We start from the raw sequence: 14,518 nt of genomic DNA, 5'->3' as shown, positions 1-14,518 counted from the left end.
TATGTGCCGGCTGTGAAGCAAGGCCATATCGAACGCTGAGCCGACGCACAGCGGGTCCACATCAAGGACCTCCAGTCTGGTTCCATGAGCGCCGAGCACCTGCCCTACCCCGACACCGTCGGGGCGGCCGGGATCCGGAACCGCGGCCCTGGGGGCGGCGCAGGACACTGCTGGCCGTCGCCGTCGCCGCCGTGATCGCCGTACTCGGTGGCGCCGCGATCTACGCCGCGTCGGGCAGATCGTCACCACAGTTGGGCGGCCCGCCGCCCGGCCACCACGCCGACGGCCCCGCCGGTCGGCCCCCCTTCGGACCCGGTGGCCCCAGGCCGCAGCAGGAGACGCCGCTGCACGGGCAGGTGGTGGTCGCCGACGGGGCCGGCGGCTTCGTCACGATGCTGAGCCAGACCGGCGTCGTCACGGCGACCACCCCGGGCTCGATCACGGTGCGCAGCGCCGACGGGTTCACCCAGACCTGGTCGACGGCGCCCGGCGAAGACCCGGCGTTCGCCGTCGACGACAGCGTGATGGTCCGAGGGGTGCAGAACGGGATGACGGCCGAGGTGACGGAGGTGCTCGACCCGCTGCGCGGTCGCCGCTGAACCGGGACGACACCGCCACGCCTGGGCCGCGTCGGCGGGCTGTGGCCCGACACATCTCCTAACCTGGGGCGCATGCAGCCCCCCGGCGGACCGATCGGATGACCCGCTTTCTCGCGCGCCGGCTGCTCAACTACGTCGTGTTGCTGGGTCTGGCGTCGTTCCTGACGTTCACGCTGACCTCGGTCATGTTCGATCCGCTCGACAGCCTGCTCGAACGCAATCCGCGGCCCCCGCAGGCGGTGATCGACGCCAAGGCGGCCGAGCTGAACCTCGACAAGCCCATCCCGGTGCGGTACGCGGACTGGCTGGGCGGAGCCGTCCGCGGAGACTTCGGCACCACCGTGGGAGGTCAGCCCGTCAGCGACGAACTGTGGCGCCGCATCGGGGTGAGCCTGCGGCTGGTGATCATCGGGTCGATCGTCGGCACCGTTCTCGGCGTGGTGGCGGGCGCCTGGGGCGCGGTCAGGCAGTACCGGCTGTCCGACCGTGTCATCACCACGCTGGCGCTGCTGATCCTGAGCGCACCGACATTCGTGATCGCCAACCTGCTGATCCTGGCTGCGCTGAACGCGAACTCGGCGCTGGGCGTGCAGCTGTTCGAGTACACCGGGGAGACGTCGTCGGACGCTGTGGGCGGCGCGTGGAACCAGTTCGTCGACCGGCTGCAACATCTCGTGCTGCCCACGTTGACGCTGGCGCTGGGTGCGATGGCCGGATACAGCCGTTATCAGCGCAACGCGATGCTCGACGTGCTGGGCCAGGACTTCATCCGCACCGCGCGGGCCAAGGGGCTGACCCGGCGCCAGGCGTTGTTCCGGCACGGGCTGCGCACCGCGCTGATCCCGATGGCCACTCTGTTCGCCTACGGGGTCGGCGGGCTGTTCACCGGCGCGGTGTTCGTCGAGAAGATCTTCGGCTGGCACGGCATCGGCGAGTGGTTCATCCAGGGCATCGCCACCCAGGACACCAATATCGTCGTCGCGATCACGGTGTTCACCGGACTGACGGTGCTGCTGGCCGGGCTGCTCTCCGATGTGCTCTACGCCGCGCTCGACCCGAGGGTGCGGGTGTCATGAGCGAGGCGATGACCGACGGCGCCCACAACGGGTTCGCATCGAGGCGCACGCTGGTGTGGCGAAGGTTCGTGCGCAACCGGCCCGCGGTGGTGTCGCTGTTCGTGTTGGCCGCGCTGTTCATCAGCTGCTGGGCGCTGCCCCCGCTGCTGCCCTACTCGCACACCGACCTGGACTACTACGCGCTGCAGCAGCCGCCGACGACCACCCACTGGTTCGGCACCAACGCGCTCGGTCAGGACCTGCTGGCCCAGACGCTGCGAGGCATGCAGAAATCGCTGCTGGTCGGGGTGTGCGTGGCGTTCCTGTCCACGCTCGTCGCGGCGACCGTGGGCGCGATCGCCGGGTATTTCGGGGGGTGGCGCAACGCCGCGCTGATGTGGATCGTCGACCTGTTGCTGGTCATCCCGAGCTTCCTGCTGATCGCGATCGTCACCCCGCGCACCCGGGAATCCGGCACCATCCTGTGGCTGATCCTGCTGCTGGTCGCGTTCAGCTGGATGATCAGCGCCCGCATCGTCCGGGGCATGACGATGAGCCTGCGCGAACGCGAATTCGTCACCGCGGCAAGGTACATGGGTGTGAGCCACTGGCGCATCATCGTCCACCACATCATCCCGAACGTCGCGTCGATCCTGATCATCGACACCGCACTGAACGTCGGCCTGGCCGTCCTGGCCGAGACCAGCCTGAGCTTCCTCGGTTTCGGGGTGCAGCCGCCGGACGTCTCGCTGGGCACCCTGATCGCCGACGGCACCCGGTCGGTGACGACGTTTCCGTGGGTGTTCCTGTTCCCGGCCGGGGTGCTGGTGCTGATCGTGTTCTGCGCCAACCTCGTCGGGGACGGGTTGCGCGACGCACTCGATCCCGGGGTGCGGCCGGCGGGGCGTCGCACGTGAAAGGCACGCAACCTTATGGGCGCCCGCACGAAGAAAGAGATCCCCCGATGAGCCTGCTCGAGGTGCGGGGGCTGACGGTCACGTTCCCGACCGACAGTGAACGGGTGCCCGCGGTGCGCGGGCTGGACTATCACGTCGACTCCGGCGAGGTCGTCGCGCTGGTCGGGGAATCGGGTGCGGGCAAGTCCGCCGGGGCGATGGCCGTCATCGGTCTGCTCCCCGAATACGCCGAGGTGTCCGGCTCGGTGCGACTGCACGGTGAGGAGCTGCTGGGGCTGACCGACCGGCAGATGTCGCAGGTGCGCGGCGCGAAGATCGGCACGGTGTTCCAGGACCCGATGTCGGCGCTGACGCCCGTCTACACCGTCGGCGACCAGATCGCGGAGGCCATCCGCATTCATCAGCGCGGTATCGACAGGCGGGCGGCGCAGACCCGGGCCGTCGAACTGCTGGAGATGGTCGGGATCGCCCAGCCGGCGCAGCGGGCCCGGGCGTTCCCACACGAGCTGTCCGGCGGTGAACGTCAGCGCGTGGTCATCGCGATCGCGATCGCCAACGATCCCGACCTGCTGATCTGCGACGAGCCGACCACCGCGCTCGATGTCACCGTGCAGGCCCAGATCCTCGACGTGCTGCGCACCGCGCGCGATGTCACCGGCGCCGGCGTGCTGATCATCACCCACGATCTCGGCGTGGTCGCCGAATTCGCCGACCGCGCGCTGGTGATGTACGCCGGACGGGCCGTGGAGACCGCGCCGGTGGCGGACCTGTACCGCGACCGCCGGATGCCCTACACCGTGGGCCTGCTGGGATCGGCGCCCCGCCTGGACGCCTCACCGGGTGTCCGGCTGGTGCCGATCCCGGGCGCGCCTCCGGCGGTCAGCGCGCTGCCGCCCGGCTGCCCGTTCGCGCCGCGGTGCCCGCTGGCGATCGACCAATGCCGTGCCGCCGAGCCGGAACTGCTGCCCGTGGCCCCCCACCATCGGGTGGCCTGCATCCGGCACGAGAAGGTCGTCGGGCGCAGCGCGGCCGAGATCTACCACGTGTCGACCGCACCGCACCGCGAGAGCACCCCGTCCGCCGAGACCGTCGCGCTCCGCGTCACCGACCTGACCAAGACGTACCCGCTGACCAAGGGGGTGGTGCTGCGCCGCCGCATCGGCGAGGTGCGCGCGGTCGACGGAATCAGCTTCGAACTGCCGCAGGGCCGCACGCTGGGCATCGTCGGCGAGTCGGGGTCGGGCAAATCCACCACGCTGCACCAGATCCTGGACCTGTCGGCCCCGCAGGGCGGCACCATCGAGGTGCTCGGGCGGGACGTCGCGACGTTGGACCGGCGGGCACGCAGGGCGCTGCGCGGGGATCTTCTGGTGGTGTTCCAGGACCCGGTGGCGTCGCTGGACCCCCGCCTTCCGGTCTTCGATGTTCTCTCAGAACCCTTGCAGGCCAATGGATTCGACAAGACCTCGATCCGCGATCGGGTGGCCGAGCTGCTGGGTGTCGTCGGGCTGCGCCGTGAGGACGCCGGGCGCTATCCGGGCGAGTTCTCCGGCGGGCAGAAGCAGCGCATCGGCATCGCCCGGGCGCTCGCGCTGCGCCCGAAGATCCTGGCGCTCGACGAGCCGGTCAGCGCGCTGGACGTGTCCATCCAGGCCGGCATCATCAATCTGCTCCTGGATCTGCAGGACCGGTTCGAGCTGGCCTATCTGTTCGTCTCCCACGACCTGTCCGTGGTGCGGCACCTGGCCCATCGGGTGGCGGTGATGCACAAGGGCGTGATCGTCGAGCAGGGCGACAGCGACGAGGTGTTCGGTCATCCGCAGCACGAGTACACGCGGCGGCTGCTGGCCGCGGTGCCCCGCCCGCAACCCGATCCCGGTTAGAGTCGACGTCTATGAATTCGCGAGCAGACACAAAATCGCACCGTTCGGCCATCAAAAGTGCAATTTTGCGTCTGCTCGCGGTCGGGAGCGTCGCGGCACTGGTCGTGACCGGGTGCGCCAGCGGCCCGTCCGACGCCCCGTCGGCCGGAGGCAACGCGGAGTTGGGCGCGACCGCCGACATCAACCCCCAGGACCCGGCGACCCTCCAACAGGGCGGTAATCTGCGGCTGGCGCTGACCGGTTTCCCGCCGAACCTCAATTATCTGCACATCGACGGCAATCTCGGGGAACTCGGCCGGTTGCTGCGCGCGACGCTGCCGCGGGCGTTCGTCATCAAGCCCGACGGCCAGATGACGGTCAACAGTGACTACTTCACCGACGTCGAGCTGACCAGCACCGAGCCGCAGGTCGTCACGTACACGATCAACCCGAAGGCAGTCTGGTCGGACGGCACCCCTATCACCTGGGAGGACCTCGCCGCCCAGATCAACGCCACCAGCGGCAAGGACGAGCGCTACCTGTTCGCCTCCCCCAACGGCAGCGAACGGGTCGCCTCGGTCACCAAGGGCGTCGACGATCGGCAGGCGGTCATCACGTTCGCCAAGCACTTCGCCGACTGGCGCGGCATGTTCGCCGGCAACGCCATGCTGATGCCCAAGAAGGTGACCCAGGATCCGGAGGCGTTCAACAAGAGCCTGCTCAACGCGGCGCCACTGTCGGCGGGTCCATTCATGATCAGCACGATCGATCGCGGCGCGCAGCGAATCATGTTGAGCCGCAACCCGAAGTGGTGGGGCACGCCACCGCTGCTGGACTCCATCACCTACACCGTGCTCGACGACGCCGCGATGATCCCCGCGCTGGAGAACAACGCCATCGACTCAGTGGGCCTGGCCACCCTGGACGACCTGGAACGTGCGCGGCGCGCGCAGGGGGTCTCGATCCGGCGGGCGCCCGCCCCGAACTGGTATCACCTGACGATCAACGGCGCCGAGGGTTCACCGCTGTCCGATCCGGCACTGCGCACGGCGATCACCAAAGCCTTGGACCGCCAGGCGATCGCAGCCGTCACCCAGCGTGGCCTCACCGACGCGCCGGCGGCGTTGAACAACCACATCTATCTGGCGGGCCAGGAGGGCTACCAGGACAACAGCATCGGATTCGACCCCGAGGCGGCCAAGCGCGAACTCGATGCGCTGGGCTGGACTCTGAACGGCCAGTTCCGGGAGAAGGACGGTCGACGGCTGACGCTGCGCGATGTGTTCTACGACGGGGCGAGCACCCGTGCGGTGGCGCAGATCGCGCAGAACCAGCTCGCGCAGGTCGGGGTCAACCTCGAGTTGGTGCCGGTCGCGGGCGGCTCGCTGTTCACCGACTACGTCACCCCGGGCAACTTCGACATGGTCCAGTTCGCCTGGGGCGGTGATGCTTTCCCGCTCGCCAGTCTGACCCAGATCTACGCCTCCAACGGCGAGAGCAACTACGGCAAGATCGGCAGCCCGCAGATCGACGCCAAGATCGAGGAGACACTGTCCGAGCTGGATCCGGCCAAGGCACGGGTGCTGGCCAACGAACTCGACACGATGATCTGGGGGGTCGGCCACAGCCTGCCACTGTTCCAGGCCCCCGGAAATGTCGCCGTCCGCAGCAACCTGGCCAACTTCGGGCCCGCCGGCATCGGCGACATCAACTACTCGGCGATCGGGTTCATGAAGTAGCCGTCCGGGCAGGCACGCCCGGCAGCGCGGACTCGGCGCGCGCGGCCACCGCGAGTGCGCCGACCAGCAGCCGCACCGTCAAATTGGCCGGTAAAGCGTCCAGTTCCTTTGCCCGCGAGGACAGTTCGGCGGCACGGCCGGCGTGGACGGCCTGGCAGATCGACAGCGCCGCGCGTTCGCGGGTGTCGAGGATGCTGTGGCCGGCCGTGGGCAGCTCGACGAGCACCGAATCCGGGATCAGGGCGGCGACGCGGTGCGCCACCTGCGGCGGCGTCGTCAGGTCACGGCCGCCCGACACCACCGCGGTGGGCCAGGTGAACTCCGGCATCGCCGACGGCAGATCGTAGGGTTGCGCATCGAAATGCACGTCGCCGCCGGCGATGTCGCGCAGCGCGACCGCCGGGTCGACCGGTCCGCCGTCGGGCACCGCGCCGTAGTTCAGTTCCCGGTAGGCGATACGTTCGACCAGATCGGGCTCGTGCCGGTATGGGGTTTTGCGTTCCGTCACCTGCTTGGTGATGAACGCGGCGACCTTCCACAGCCCGTCCCGATCGGCCAGCAGCAGGTCGAGCTGGCGGCTGAGTGCGTCGAGGCCTGCGAGTTCATACAACCCGATGGTCAGCAGCAGGGCCTGGGGCGTCAGTGCGCCGGCGGCGTCCAATTGCCGCACCTTGGCGGCCAGATCGGCATCGCCGTCCGCGCCGTCCCACAGCACCCGACGGATCTGTGTGCGCACCACGTCGATGTCGTCGGCCGACAGCAGCGGCGAGTCCAGCACCATGGCGTGAACCCGGCCCGGATGCCGCACGCCGACCCCGGCGGCCAGATACGAACCGTAGGACGCGCCGTAGACGACGGCCTTGTCGACGTCGGCGGCGTTGAGCACCGCGGCGATGTCGTCCACGGCGGCATCGACCGTCATTGCCTCAGGCGGCAGGTCGGCGCCGGTGTCGTCGTGCCGGGACAAGCCGACCCCCCGGTGCTCGACCATGATGACGTCGAGTCCGGCCGCCGCGGCGTGCCGCCGGAACGCCCGGTACAGCGCGACGGAGGCGGCCCCCGGACCGCCGGGAATGACCACCACCGGATGGGCCGACGGGCACCCCGTCCGCACGTAGTACAGGTCGAACTCGTCGGCGCCCCGACCGACGGGCCTGCGGACCCGTCGCACCCCGGGCTGCGCGGCAAGCCTGTTGTGCGCCCGGCGGCGTCTGGCGTTCATGGTCATCACAGCCATTGTGCCCGGAGGCCGTCACCGACGGCGTCCCGCCCGTGCAGCGTTCCGTTCGGGCTGAGCCAAACGCGTGTGCCGCGGGCCGTCCCGTCAGTACAACCAAGACATGACCTCTGTGGATCACATCACCGCACTGCTGCCCGGCTCTGCCGAATTCGCCGCCCTGCTCAAGCAGATCGGTGAAGGAGCCCGGAATCGAGACCTCAACGACGAGAATCCCTTTGAACAGGTGGCGGCGCTGAAACGGGCCGGCTTCGGCACGCTTCGGCTTCCGACCGGGCTGGGCGGACCGGGATTGACAACGCCCCAGCTCTTCGCCGCCGTCATCGACGTCGCACGCGCCGATCCCATTGTGGCGCACATCTTCCGGACACACTTTTGGTTCGTCGAGGAGCGCCTGCGCACCGCCGACACCCGGGTCGCCCAGCAGTGGCTGCGAAAAGTCGCCGCGGGCAAAATCTTCGGGAACGCGTTCAGCGAGAAGGGCGCACACGCGGTCGGCAGCCTCGTCTTCAACACCAGGTTGCTACCGGCGGGCGACGGCGGGTTCCGCCTCGACGGCGAGAAGTACTACAGCACCGGGACGCTGTTCTGCGACTACCTGACCGTCACCGCGACCACCGACCATGACTCGGTGGCCACCGTGGTGGCGCCCGCCGACCGCGACGGCGTGCAGATCGTCGACGACTGGGACGGGTTCGGACAGCGCCGGACCGGCACCGGGACGACGACGTTTGCGAACGTGGCCGTATCCGCCGAGGAGGTGCTCAGCGATACACCCTATGACGCTGATCCGGTGCCGACTGTGCAGTACGCGGCGCTGCAGCTGTTCATCCACGCGGTGGTTGCCGGGATCCTAGAGTCGGTGGTCGACGACGGTGTGGCGCTGTTGCGCTCACGGGACCGCAGCTTCAGCCATGCCGTCGCCGAGCGCCCCACCGATGATCCGCTGTTGCAGCGCCAGCTCGGTGAGCTCGCCGGCACCGCTTACGTCGCGAGAGCTGTGGTGCTCGACGCGGCCGCGGCGATCGCCGACGCCACGGCCTCGGAGAACAACGGCGTGCCCGATGCCGACCTGGCTGCCGAGGCTCAACTCAAGGCGGCCAAGGTGAAGGTGCATCTCGACGAGGTCGCGCCGCAGGCCGCCACGCGCCTGCTCGAACTCGGCGGGGCCAGCGCGGCGAGCCGGCGGCTCAACCTCGACCGGCACTGGCGCAACATCCGCACGATCACCCTGCACAATCCGGTGGCCTACAAGGCCAGGGTGATCGGCGAGAACCTGTTGCACGGCACGGCGATTCCAGCCAACGCGTACTTCTGACGGGTTTCCCGGCGGTGAGCGTGCGCTTTTGCCGGATTTTCCGCGGCGTTTCCACCGCAGACACGCACGCTCGCGGGGAGGGCGCGCGGTCGCGGGGTGCGTGCGCCGAGATCAGGCGATCAGCTCGATGTGGCGCGCGGTCTGCACACCGGCGTAGCGCTGCGGGCTGCACGTCAGGATGATCACCTGGCCGTCGCCGGCGACGGCGTCGAACACCTCGGCCATCTTGGTCAGCCTGTCGGTGTCGGTGAAGCCGAGCGCGTCGTCGATCACCACCGGCACGCTGTCCTCCTTGGCCACCAGCGTCGCTCCCGCCAGCCGAGCCACGATGCCGAGCTGCTCCTTCGCACCGCCGGACAGCGACTCGTAGGGCACGGTCCGCCCGGACAGCGTGCGGTGCCCGATGCGCAGCGAGCTATCCACGTCGACCTCGAAGCTGTCGCCGAACACGATGCGGCCCAACCGTTCCACCTCGCCGCGGAATGGGTCGACATAACGCTGGCGCAGCGCGTCGCGATGCCGGCCCATCACCGACCTGAGCAGCTGGGCGGCCCGCGCGCGCCGCTGCACACGCCCGAACTCGGCCTCGGCACGCTCACGTTCGGTCTCGGCGGCGTCGAGGCGGCCCTTGCGCCCCTCGGTGCCGTACACCTTCAGCTGCGCGGAGACCTCCCGCAGCGACTCGCTCACCTCGGCGTGCCGCGCGCTCACCGCCGACGCCTCACGTTCGGCCGCGGTGAGCGCCGACGCGACCGCCTCCGGCTCGTGCCGCGCCACCTCGCCGCCCAGCCGCGCGACCACCGCTTCGGCTGCGGCCACCGCCTCGGCATCGGCTTGCGCTCTGACGGCCAGCTCGTCGTCCCCGGTGGCGGCGCGCTGGTCGGCCAGCCGCTGCGCGGCGCCAGCGAGCTCGGTCTGCGCGGCCTGCAACTTCTCCAGCGACCGGGCCGCGTGCAGGCTCCGCTTGGCCAGCAGTCGGCCGGCCTCCTCGGCGACCTTGCGCTGTGTCTCACAGTCGCGGATGGCCTGCTGGTGGGCCGCGGTGGCCTCCACGAGCTCCAGCCGCTGGGCCGTCGGATCCAGTGACCCGTCGTTGTCGAAAAGCCCTTCCACGGCGGGCATCCGGGCTTGGAGCTCGTCGAGGCGGGACCGCAGCTCATCGAAAGAGTCGTCGGCGGTCAGCGCCTCGAGGATGGCCCGCACCTGCTGGCGTGCGGCACGGAGTTCGCGGCGGCGCCGGTCCAGCGCACGGGCGGCGTCGACGTCGTCGACCCCGGCCCGTCGCAGCGATTCGGCCAGCCGCGCCGTAGCTCCGTCGAGCGCCGACTGGGTGACCGCCGCGGACGCGCCCGGCACCACCTGCACCGACAGCACCCCGGGCAGGTCGATACCGGTCGCTGATCCTGTTGCCGCAGACCAGGTCTCACCGGCACGTAGGACCACCTCCTGCCCGGCGATGAGCACCTGGACGTCGGCGGCGGCGCTGACCTCGATGCGGGCCGAGGTCTGTTCGACGGCGGCGGTGGCCCGGTCGACCGCGGCCGCGGCGGTTTCGATGTCGGCCAGCAGCGCGTCGGTGAGCGTGATCGCCGCGAGATCGCTCTGCACGGTGGCGAGCTCGCGTTCGTGACGCTCGATCGTCGCGATGCGGGTGGAGAGCCTGTCGAGCTCCTCGCGGTCCGCCAGTCGCTGCACCGCCGCACGCGCGGTGTCGACCCGCTCCTGGCTGGCGCTGACCGCGGCGCGGGCCTGCTCGGCAGCCTCGTCCGCCACCACCTGCATCTGCTTGGCGGTGTCCAATTCATCGGCGGCGGTGTCGGATTCGGTCTGCAGCATGGCCACGGCCGCGGTCCGCTCGTCGATGTCGGCGCGTGACCGGCGCCGCTCGGTCAGCGCCGCCACGGACACGGTGTGCGCGGATCGGGCCGCCTCGGCACGCACCGTCGCCTGCTCGAACTCGCCCTGCAGCACCCCCAGGACCTGGGCCGCACGTTGCGCGCCGTCGAGCCGCTGCACGGCCGACGTGCACTCCTCGGCGAGACGGGCCTGGTCCTCGGTGAGCCTGGCGTGGGTGCGCACCGCCTCGTCCACCTCGGCCATCGCTGCCGCGCAGCGCGCCACATCCTCGTCGGCGGCGCGCAACCGCGCCGTCGCGGCCGCCCATTCGCCGGTGGGGCGTCCGGTGCTGGTGAAGTAGCGCCGGTACTCCTCCTCGACCCGGTCGATCAGTAGGCTCTCGACGTTTGCGGCGCCCGCGGCCGGGACCTCGTCGACCTCCCCGGCCACCACGTCCAGCGCCCGGGACAGCGCGTTGCATCCCGCCAGCTCGGCGGCCGATGTCGGCGCCGACTGCAGGACCCGTTGCGCCTGCCACAGGTCGAGGTCGACGGACTCGGCCAGGATGGCGCGAACGCGGTCGTGCGCCTCGTCTCCGGTCAGCTGTTCGCGCCGCGGGGTCAGCACGGTCAGCTCGGTCTCGGGCCGCTTGTGGAAGCGCTTGCGGTACACGAACCGGTAGGGCCCGGCGGAGATCTCGGCCGTCACCTCGGCGCCCACATCGGCATGCGTGGGCTTGACCTGCTTGACCTCTTTCTTGCTGGACCGGTCCTTGGATTCCAGCAGCAGATCGAGGGCTTCGAGCATCGACGACTTACCCACCTCGTTGGGGCCGCTGACCACGACCACTCCCCGATCGGGAAATTCGATGTCGCGGTGGGTGATTCCGCGGTAGTTCGTCAGGACCAGCCGGTGCAGCTTCACGCCGCGCCCCCTTCTGTGAGCCGCAGCAGCAGCGCCAACGCCGCGCGCGCGTCCTCGGCGTCCTCGCCGGCCGACCGTGCCGTGGCCACCAGCTCGTCCACAGCGGCCGCGGCGAAGCCCCCGATCCCGAGGTCGTCGAACTCCCCGTCGGCGGGTATCACCGCAAGGTCGGTCTGCTTGTCCCACGGCACCAGCGCCGCGAACAGCCGCGCATACCGGTCCAGGCACGCGTCGAGCGCAGCCCGGTCGGTCACCGTGAGGGACCCGGTCAGGCCCAGCCGGATCACCGTGCGCTCCTTGTCGGGCATCTGGTCGAGATTGATGTCGAGGTCCGCGACGTCGCGGCTGTTGTCCACCGCATGCCGCAGCGACATGAACCGCCACGTGCCGACCCGGCGAGCGTCCACCTGGACCGGTCGGCTCCCGTCGGTTTCGTCGATGTCGACGACCAGGACGTGGCCGGGATCGGGTTCGATGTCGTCGTAGTTGGTGACCTCGGGTGAGCCCGAGTACCACACCCTGCCGGTGGCGCCGACACTCATCCGAGAGTGTTTGTCCCCCAGGGCGACATAGTGCACCGCGCCGCGGGCGATCGCTGCCTCGACGGCCGCGAGTCCGATCAGCGACGCCCGGTCCTTGTCCGGCACCAGGATGTCGACCGCACCGTGCCCGACGACGACACGTGTGACCTCGGTGCCGCCGGGGAGCTCGTCGAGCACCCGGCCGACCAGGTCGGTGGTGGGCGCCTTCGAGAACCAGGGCGCGGCCACCAGCTCAAGCCCCGGCCGCACCTCGTGGACGCCGGGCCGGTCCAGCACCACCACGTTGTCGGGCTTCTCGGAGGCGAACAGCGCGCTGGTGTACACCGACGACGCATCCAGCGGATCGTGGTTGCCGGGCAGTAGATAGACCGGGATCGAGATGGCGCGCATCGCCTCCAGGGCGGTGCTGACCTCACGTGGGGCGAGCTGATTGTGCTCGAACACGTCGCCGGCGACGACGACGAACTCGGCCCCGACCTCGGCGGCGAGCTGCCCCAGCGCGCAGATTGCACTGCGCCGGGACGCCGAATAGCGCGGCTGCGCATCACCGTTGAGGTAATGACGGGTCATCCCCAACTGCCAGTCAGCAGTGTGCAGAAAACGCATCTCGCCCCGCCCCCTCCGCGTCGTCGCCGGCTGTGTCTGTCATGGCATGGCTACTGTAGGGCCGGGCTCCGACAAGTCCGTGGACGCGCACCGGCATGGCCTACGGTTGATGGATGAGTGACCGCCGACGCACCCTTCTGTTGCTGCGCCACGCCAAGTCGGACTACCCGGACGGGGTCGTCGACCACGACCGCCCGCTGGCGGCGCGGGGCGTCCGTGAGGGAGCCCTGGCCGGCGACTGGATCAGGACGAACGTGGGCGAGGTGGACGCTGTGCTGTGCTCGACGGCGACGCGCACCCGGCAGACGCTGGAGCGCACCGGGATCATCGCTCCAGTGCAGTACGTCGACCGCATCTACGATGCGACTCCCGGCATCGTGATCGAGGAGATCAACGCCGTGCCGACCCGTTTCGGCGGCGACGTCTCGACGCTGCTGGTCATCGGCCACGAGCCGGTGATGTCGTCGCTGGCGCTGGGGCTGGCCGCCAACCCGGACGCCGACAACAGTGCCTATCAGGCGGTTTCGGCGAAGTTCCCGACGTCGGCGGTCGCGGTGCTGCGCACCGGTGCGGCGTGGGAGCAGCTCGCGCTCCGTGGCGCCGAGCTGGTCGACTTCCACGTCCCGCGCTGAAGCGCGCTGACAGTCAGGTCCGGGTGGCCAGTGTCAGCTCCATCAGCTTGATCGCCATGCCGCAGGCGTCCATGCCGGGTGTCTGCGGATTGACCCACCAGCCGACCACGCCGGCGGCATCGCTGGCCACCCCGCACGCGCCGTTGGGATCGTTGGGCCGCATGACGATCGAGGAGATGCCGGCGACCGACCGGTTCTCGATCTGATACTGCAGCTGCTCGGCCACGCTGCGCTCGTTGTCCAGGCTGCCGGTCTCGAACCAGAAGCGGGTGATGTCGACCAGACCGGCCGGATTGGCGGCCTGCCAGCGGCAGATCGCACCGACGAAGGTGCTCTGGATGTCCAGCGGATCGGCGCCGACCGTCTCCGCGAGGATGTCCTCGGTGAGGACCTCGCATTCTTTGAGCAGGTTGGGGTATTTGCGCTCGGAGTTGTCATTGCGGGGCACTGTGCCGGTGCCGGATTTGGCGGCGGTGCCTTCGACCGTCTGCGTGCAGCCGGTCAGCACGGCCAGACCGGCCAGAGCGGCGACCGCCCCGGTGAGCAGGCGTCGGGTCATTTGGAGTTCACAATCGACTGGCGGGTGAGCTCCTTGGCCACCTCGCAGGGGTCCGGATAGGGCGGCTGCGCGTAGCTGATCGACCATTCGATGAAATCGTCGTTGAACTGGATGCCGACCTCACACAGATTCACGCCGACCTCGGGGTCGGGGTCCTCGTTGATCCCGATGAAGCCGTCGTGGCCCTCGATGTTGATGTCCTCCACGCTGGTCCGCGACAGCTCCATGGTCTTGCGCTCGCGGCCGATCGGGCTGCCGCGGAACCACGAGAACGAGAAGTGCGGCCCCAGAATCGATCCACCGGACAGCCACTGGCATCCGACCGAGGTCTTGGCCGTGTTCACCAGACCGGGCACCTCGGTCTGCTTGGTGATCTCCTCGTCACTGACCCCGCCGCACTCGGGGAAGAACGGTCCGTGCGTGACGCTCTGCTGCGGAGCCTCGGTCGACGGCATGGCCGGGTTCTGCGGCTCGGAGTCCGAGCACCCGGCGAGCACGGGGAGCATGGCGGCGACGGCGACGGCCAGCGCCCCACGCGCGCGGGGAGCGATGACCGACACCGTCGGCCGACGGTGTCCGCGGAAGCTGGGGTTCACGCCATGCACTGTAGCGGCAGCCCTCGCCCTCAACCACCGACATGCCGACTGACCTGCCTCTTTATCTGATTCTCAGGTGGAGTTCGCGCTCGCCCC

General features: G+C 69.7%; 12 protein-coding genes. 7 read left to right on the top strand and 5 right to left on the bottom strand.

All coding sequences use genetic code 11. From position 1 onward, the window contains the following. Positions 1-191: 191 nt before the first annotated feature. From ACTWP6_RS06385 to ACTWP6_RS06365, 5 genes are all read left to right on the top strand, one after another. Positions 192-599: a hypothetical protein gene (locus ACTWP6_RS06385; RefSeq protein WP_260754674.1), complete on the top strand. Its 408-nt coding sequence runs from the start codon at positions 192-194 to the stop codon at positions 597-599. 98 nt (positions 600-697) lie between these two features. Further along, entirely contained in the window at positions 698-1,675 is a 978-nt protein-coding gene (locus ACTWP6_RS06380; RefSeq protein ID WP_260754675.1) for an ABC transporter permease, read from the top strand. Between the two features lie 8 nt (positions 1,676-1,683). Continuing rightward, the gene (locus ACTWP6_RS06375; protein WP_443187181.1) at positions 1,684-2,571 is read left to right on the top strand and encodes an ABC transporter permease; all 888 of its coding nucleotides are present in this window, start codon (positions 1,684-1,686) and stop codon (positions 2,569-2,571) included. 47 nt (positions 2,572-2,618) lie between these two features. Next, on the top strand, positions 2,619-4,454 hold the full coding sequence (locus tag ACTWP6_RS06370) for a dipeptide ABC transporter ATP-binding protein (protein WP_443187170.1): 1,836 nt from the start codon (positions 2,619-2,621) through the stop codon (positions 4,452-4,454). A gap of 11 nt (positions 4,455-4,465) precedes the next feature. After that, positions 4,466-6,172, top strand: a complete 1,707-nt coding sequence (locus ACTWP6_RS06365; protein WP_443187169.1) for an ABC transporter family substrate-binding protein — start codon at positions 4,466-4,468, stop codon at positions 6,170-6,172. On the opposite strand, the gene ACTWP6_RS06360 is transcribed toward ACTWP6_RS06365, so the two are convergent. After that, positions 6,162-7,400: an alpha/beta fold hydrolase gene (locus ACTWP6_RS06360; RefSeq protein ID WP_443187168.1), complete on the bottom strand. Its 1,239-nt coding sequence runs from the start codon at positions 7,398-7,400 to the stop codon at positions 6,162-6,164. The two genes, ACTWP6_RS06365 and ACTWP6_RS06360, sit on opposite strands and share 11 nt — an antisense overlap. A gap of 112 nt (positions 7,401-7,512) precedes the next feature. Between ACTWP6_RS06360 and ACTWP6_RS06355 the strand changes: the two genes are divergently transcribed. Further along, positions 7,513-8,727: an acyl-CoA dehydrogenase family protein gene (locus ACTWP6_RS06355; protein WP_443187167.1), complete on the top strand. Its 1,215-nt coding sequence runs from the start codon at positions 7,513-7,515 to the stop codon at positions 8,725-8,727. Between the two features lie 111 nt (positions 8,728-8,838). On the opposite strand, the gene ACTWP6_RS06350 is transcribed toward ACTWP6_RS06355, so the two are convergent. Both ACTWP6_RS06350 and ACTWP6_RS06345 read right to left on the bottom strand, forming a co-directional pair. Further along, complete coding sequence (locus ACTWP6_RS06350) at positions 8,839-11,487, bottom strand: AAA family ATPase (protein WP_443187166.1); 2,649 nt, start codon at positions 11,485-11,487, stop codon at positions 8,839-8,841. Next, the gene (locus ACTWP6_RS06345) at positions 11,484-12,635 is read right to left on the bottom strand and encodes a metallophosphoesterase family protein (RefSeq protein WP_260754681.1); all 1,152 of its coding nucleotides are present in this window, start codon (positions 12,633-12,635) and stop codon (positions 11,484-11,486) included. Before ACTWP6_RS06345 ends, ACTWP6_RS06350 begins: the two co-directional genes overlap by 4 nt. 113 nt (positions 12,636-12,748) lie before the next feature. Between ACTWP6_RS06345 and ACTWP6_RS06340 the strand changes: the two genes are divergently transcribed. Continuing rightward, positions 12,749-13,267 carry a SixA phosphatase family protein gene (locus ACTWP6_RS06340; protein WP_443187165.1) on the top strand — a complete coding sequence of 173 codons (519 nt, stop codon included), beginning with the start codon at positions 12,749-12,751 and terminating at the stop codon, positions 13,265-13,267. 13 nt (positions 13,268-13,280) lie between these two features. Here ACTWP6_RS06340 and ACTWP6_RS06335 read toward each other — a convergent pair whose 3' ends face one another. Together ACTWP6_RS06335 and ACTWP6_RS06330 are read right to left on the bottom strand one after the other, a co-directional pair. Then, positions 13,281-13,826, bottom strand: coding sequence for a DUF3558 domain-containing protein (locus tag ACTWP6_RS06335; protein ID WP_443187164.1), 546 nt, complete (start codon positions 13,824-13,826; stop codon positions 13,281-13,283). Further along, positions 13,823-14,431 carry a DUF3558 domain-containing protein gene (locus ACTWP6_RS06330; RefSeq protein ID WP_260754684.1) on the bottom strand — a complete coding sequence of 203 codons (609 nt, stop codon included), beginning with the start codon at positions 14,429-14,431 and terminating at the stop codon, positions 13,823-13,825. Before ACTWP6_RS06330 ends, ACTWP6_RS06335 begins: the two co-directional genes overlap by 4 nt. Positions 14,432-14,518: the final 87 nt, after the last annotated feature.

Origin of the sequence: Mycobacterium sp. 4D054, from assembly GCF_052245755.1 — a bacterium.
GTDB lineage: Bacteria > Actinomycetota > Actinomycetes > Mycobacteriales > Mycobacteriaceae > Mycobacterium.
Note: the sequence above shows the minus strand (reverse complement) of the source record. Positions and strands in the feature narration are given on the sequence as shown.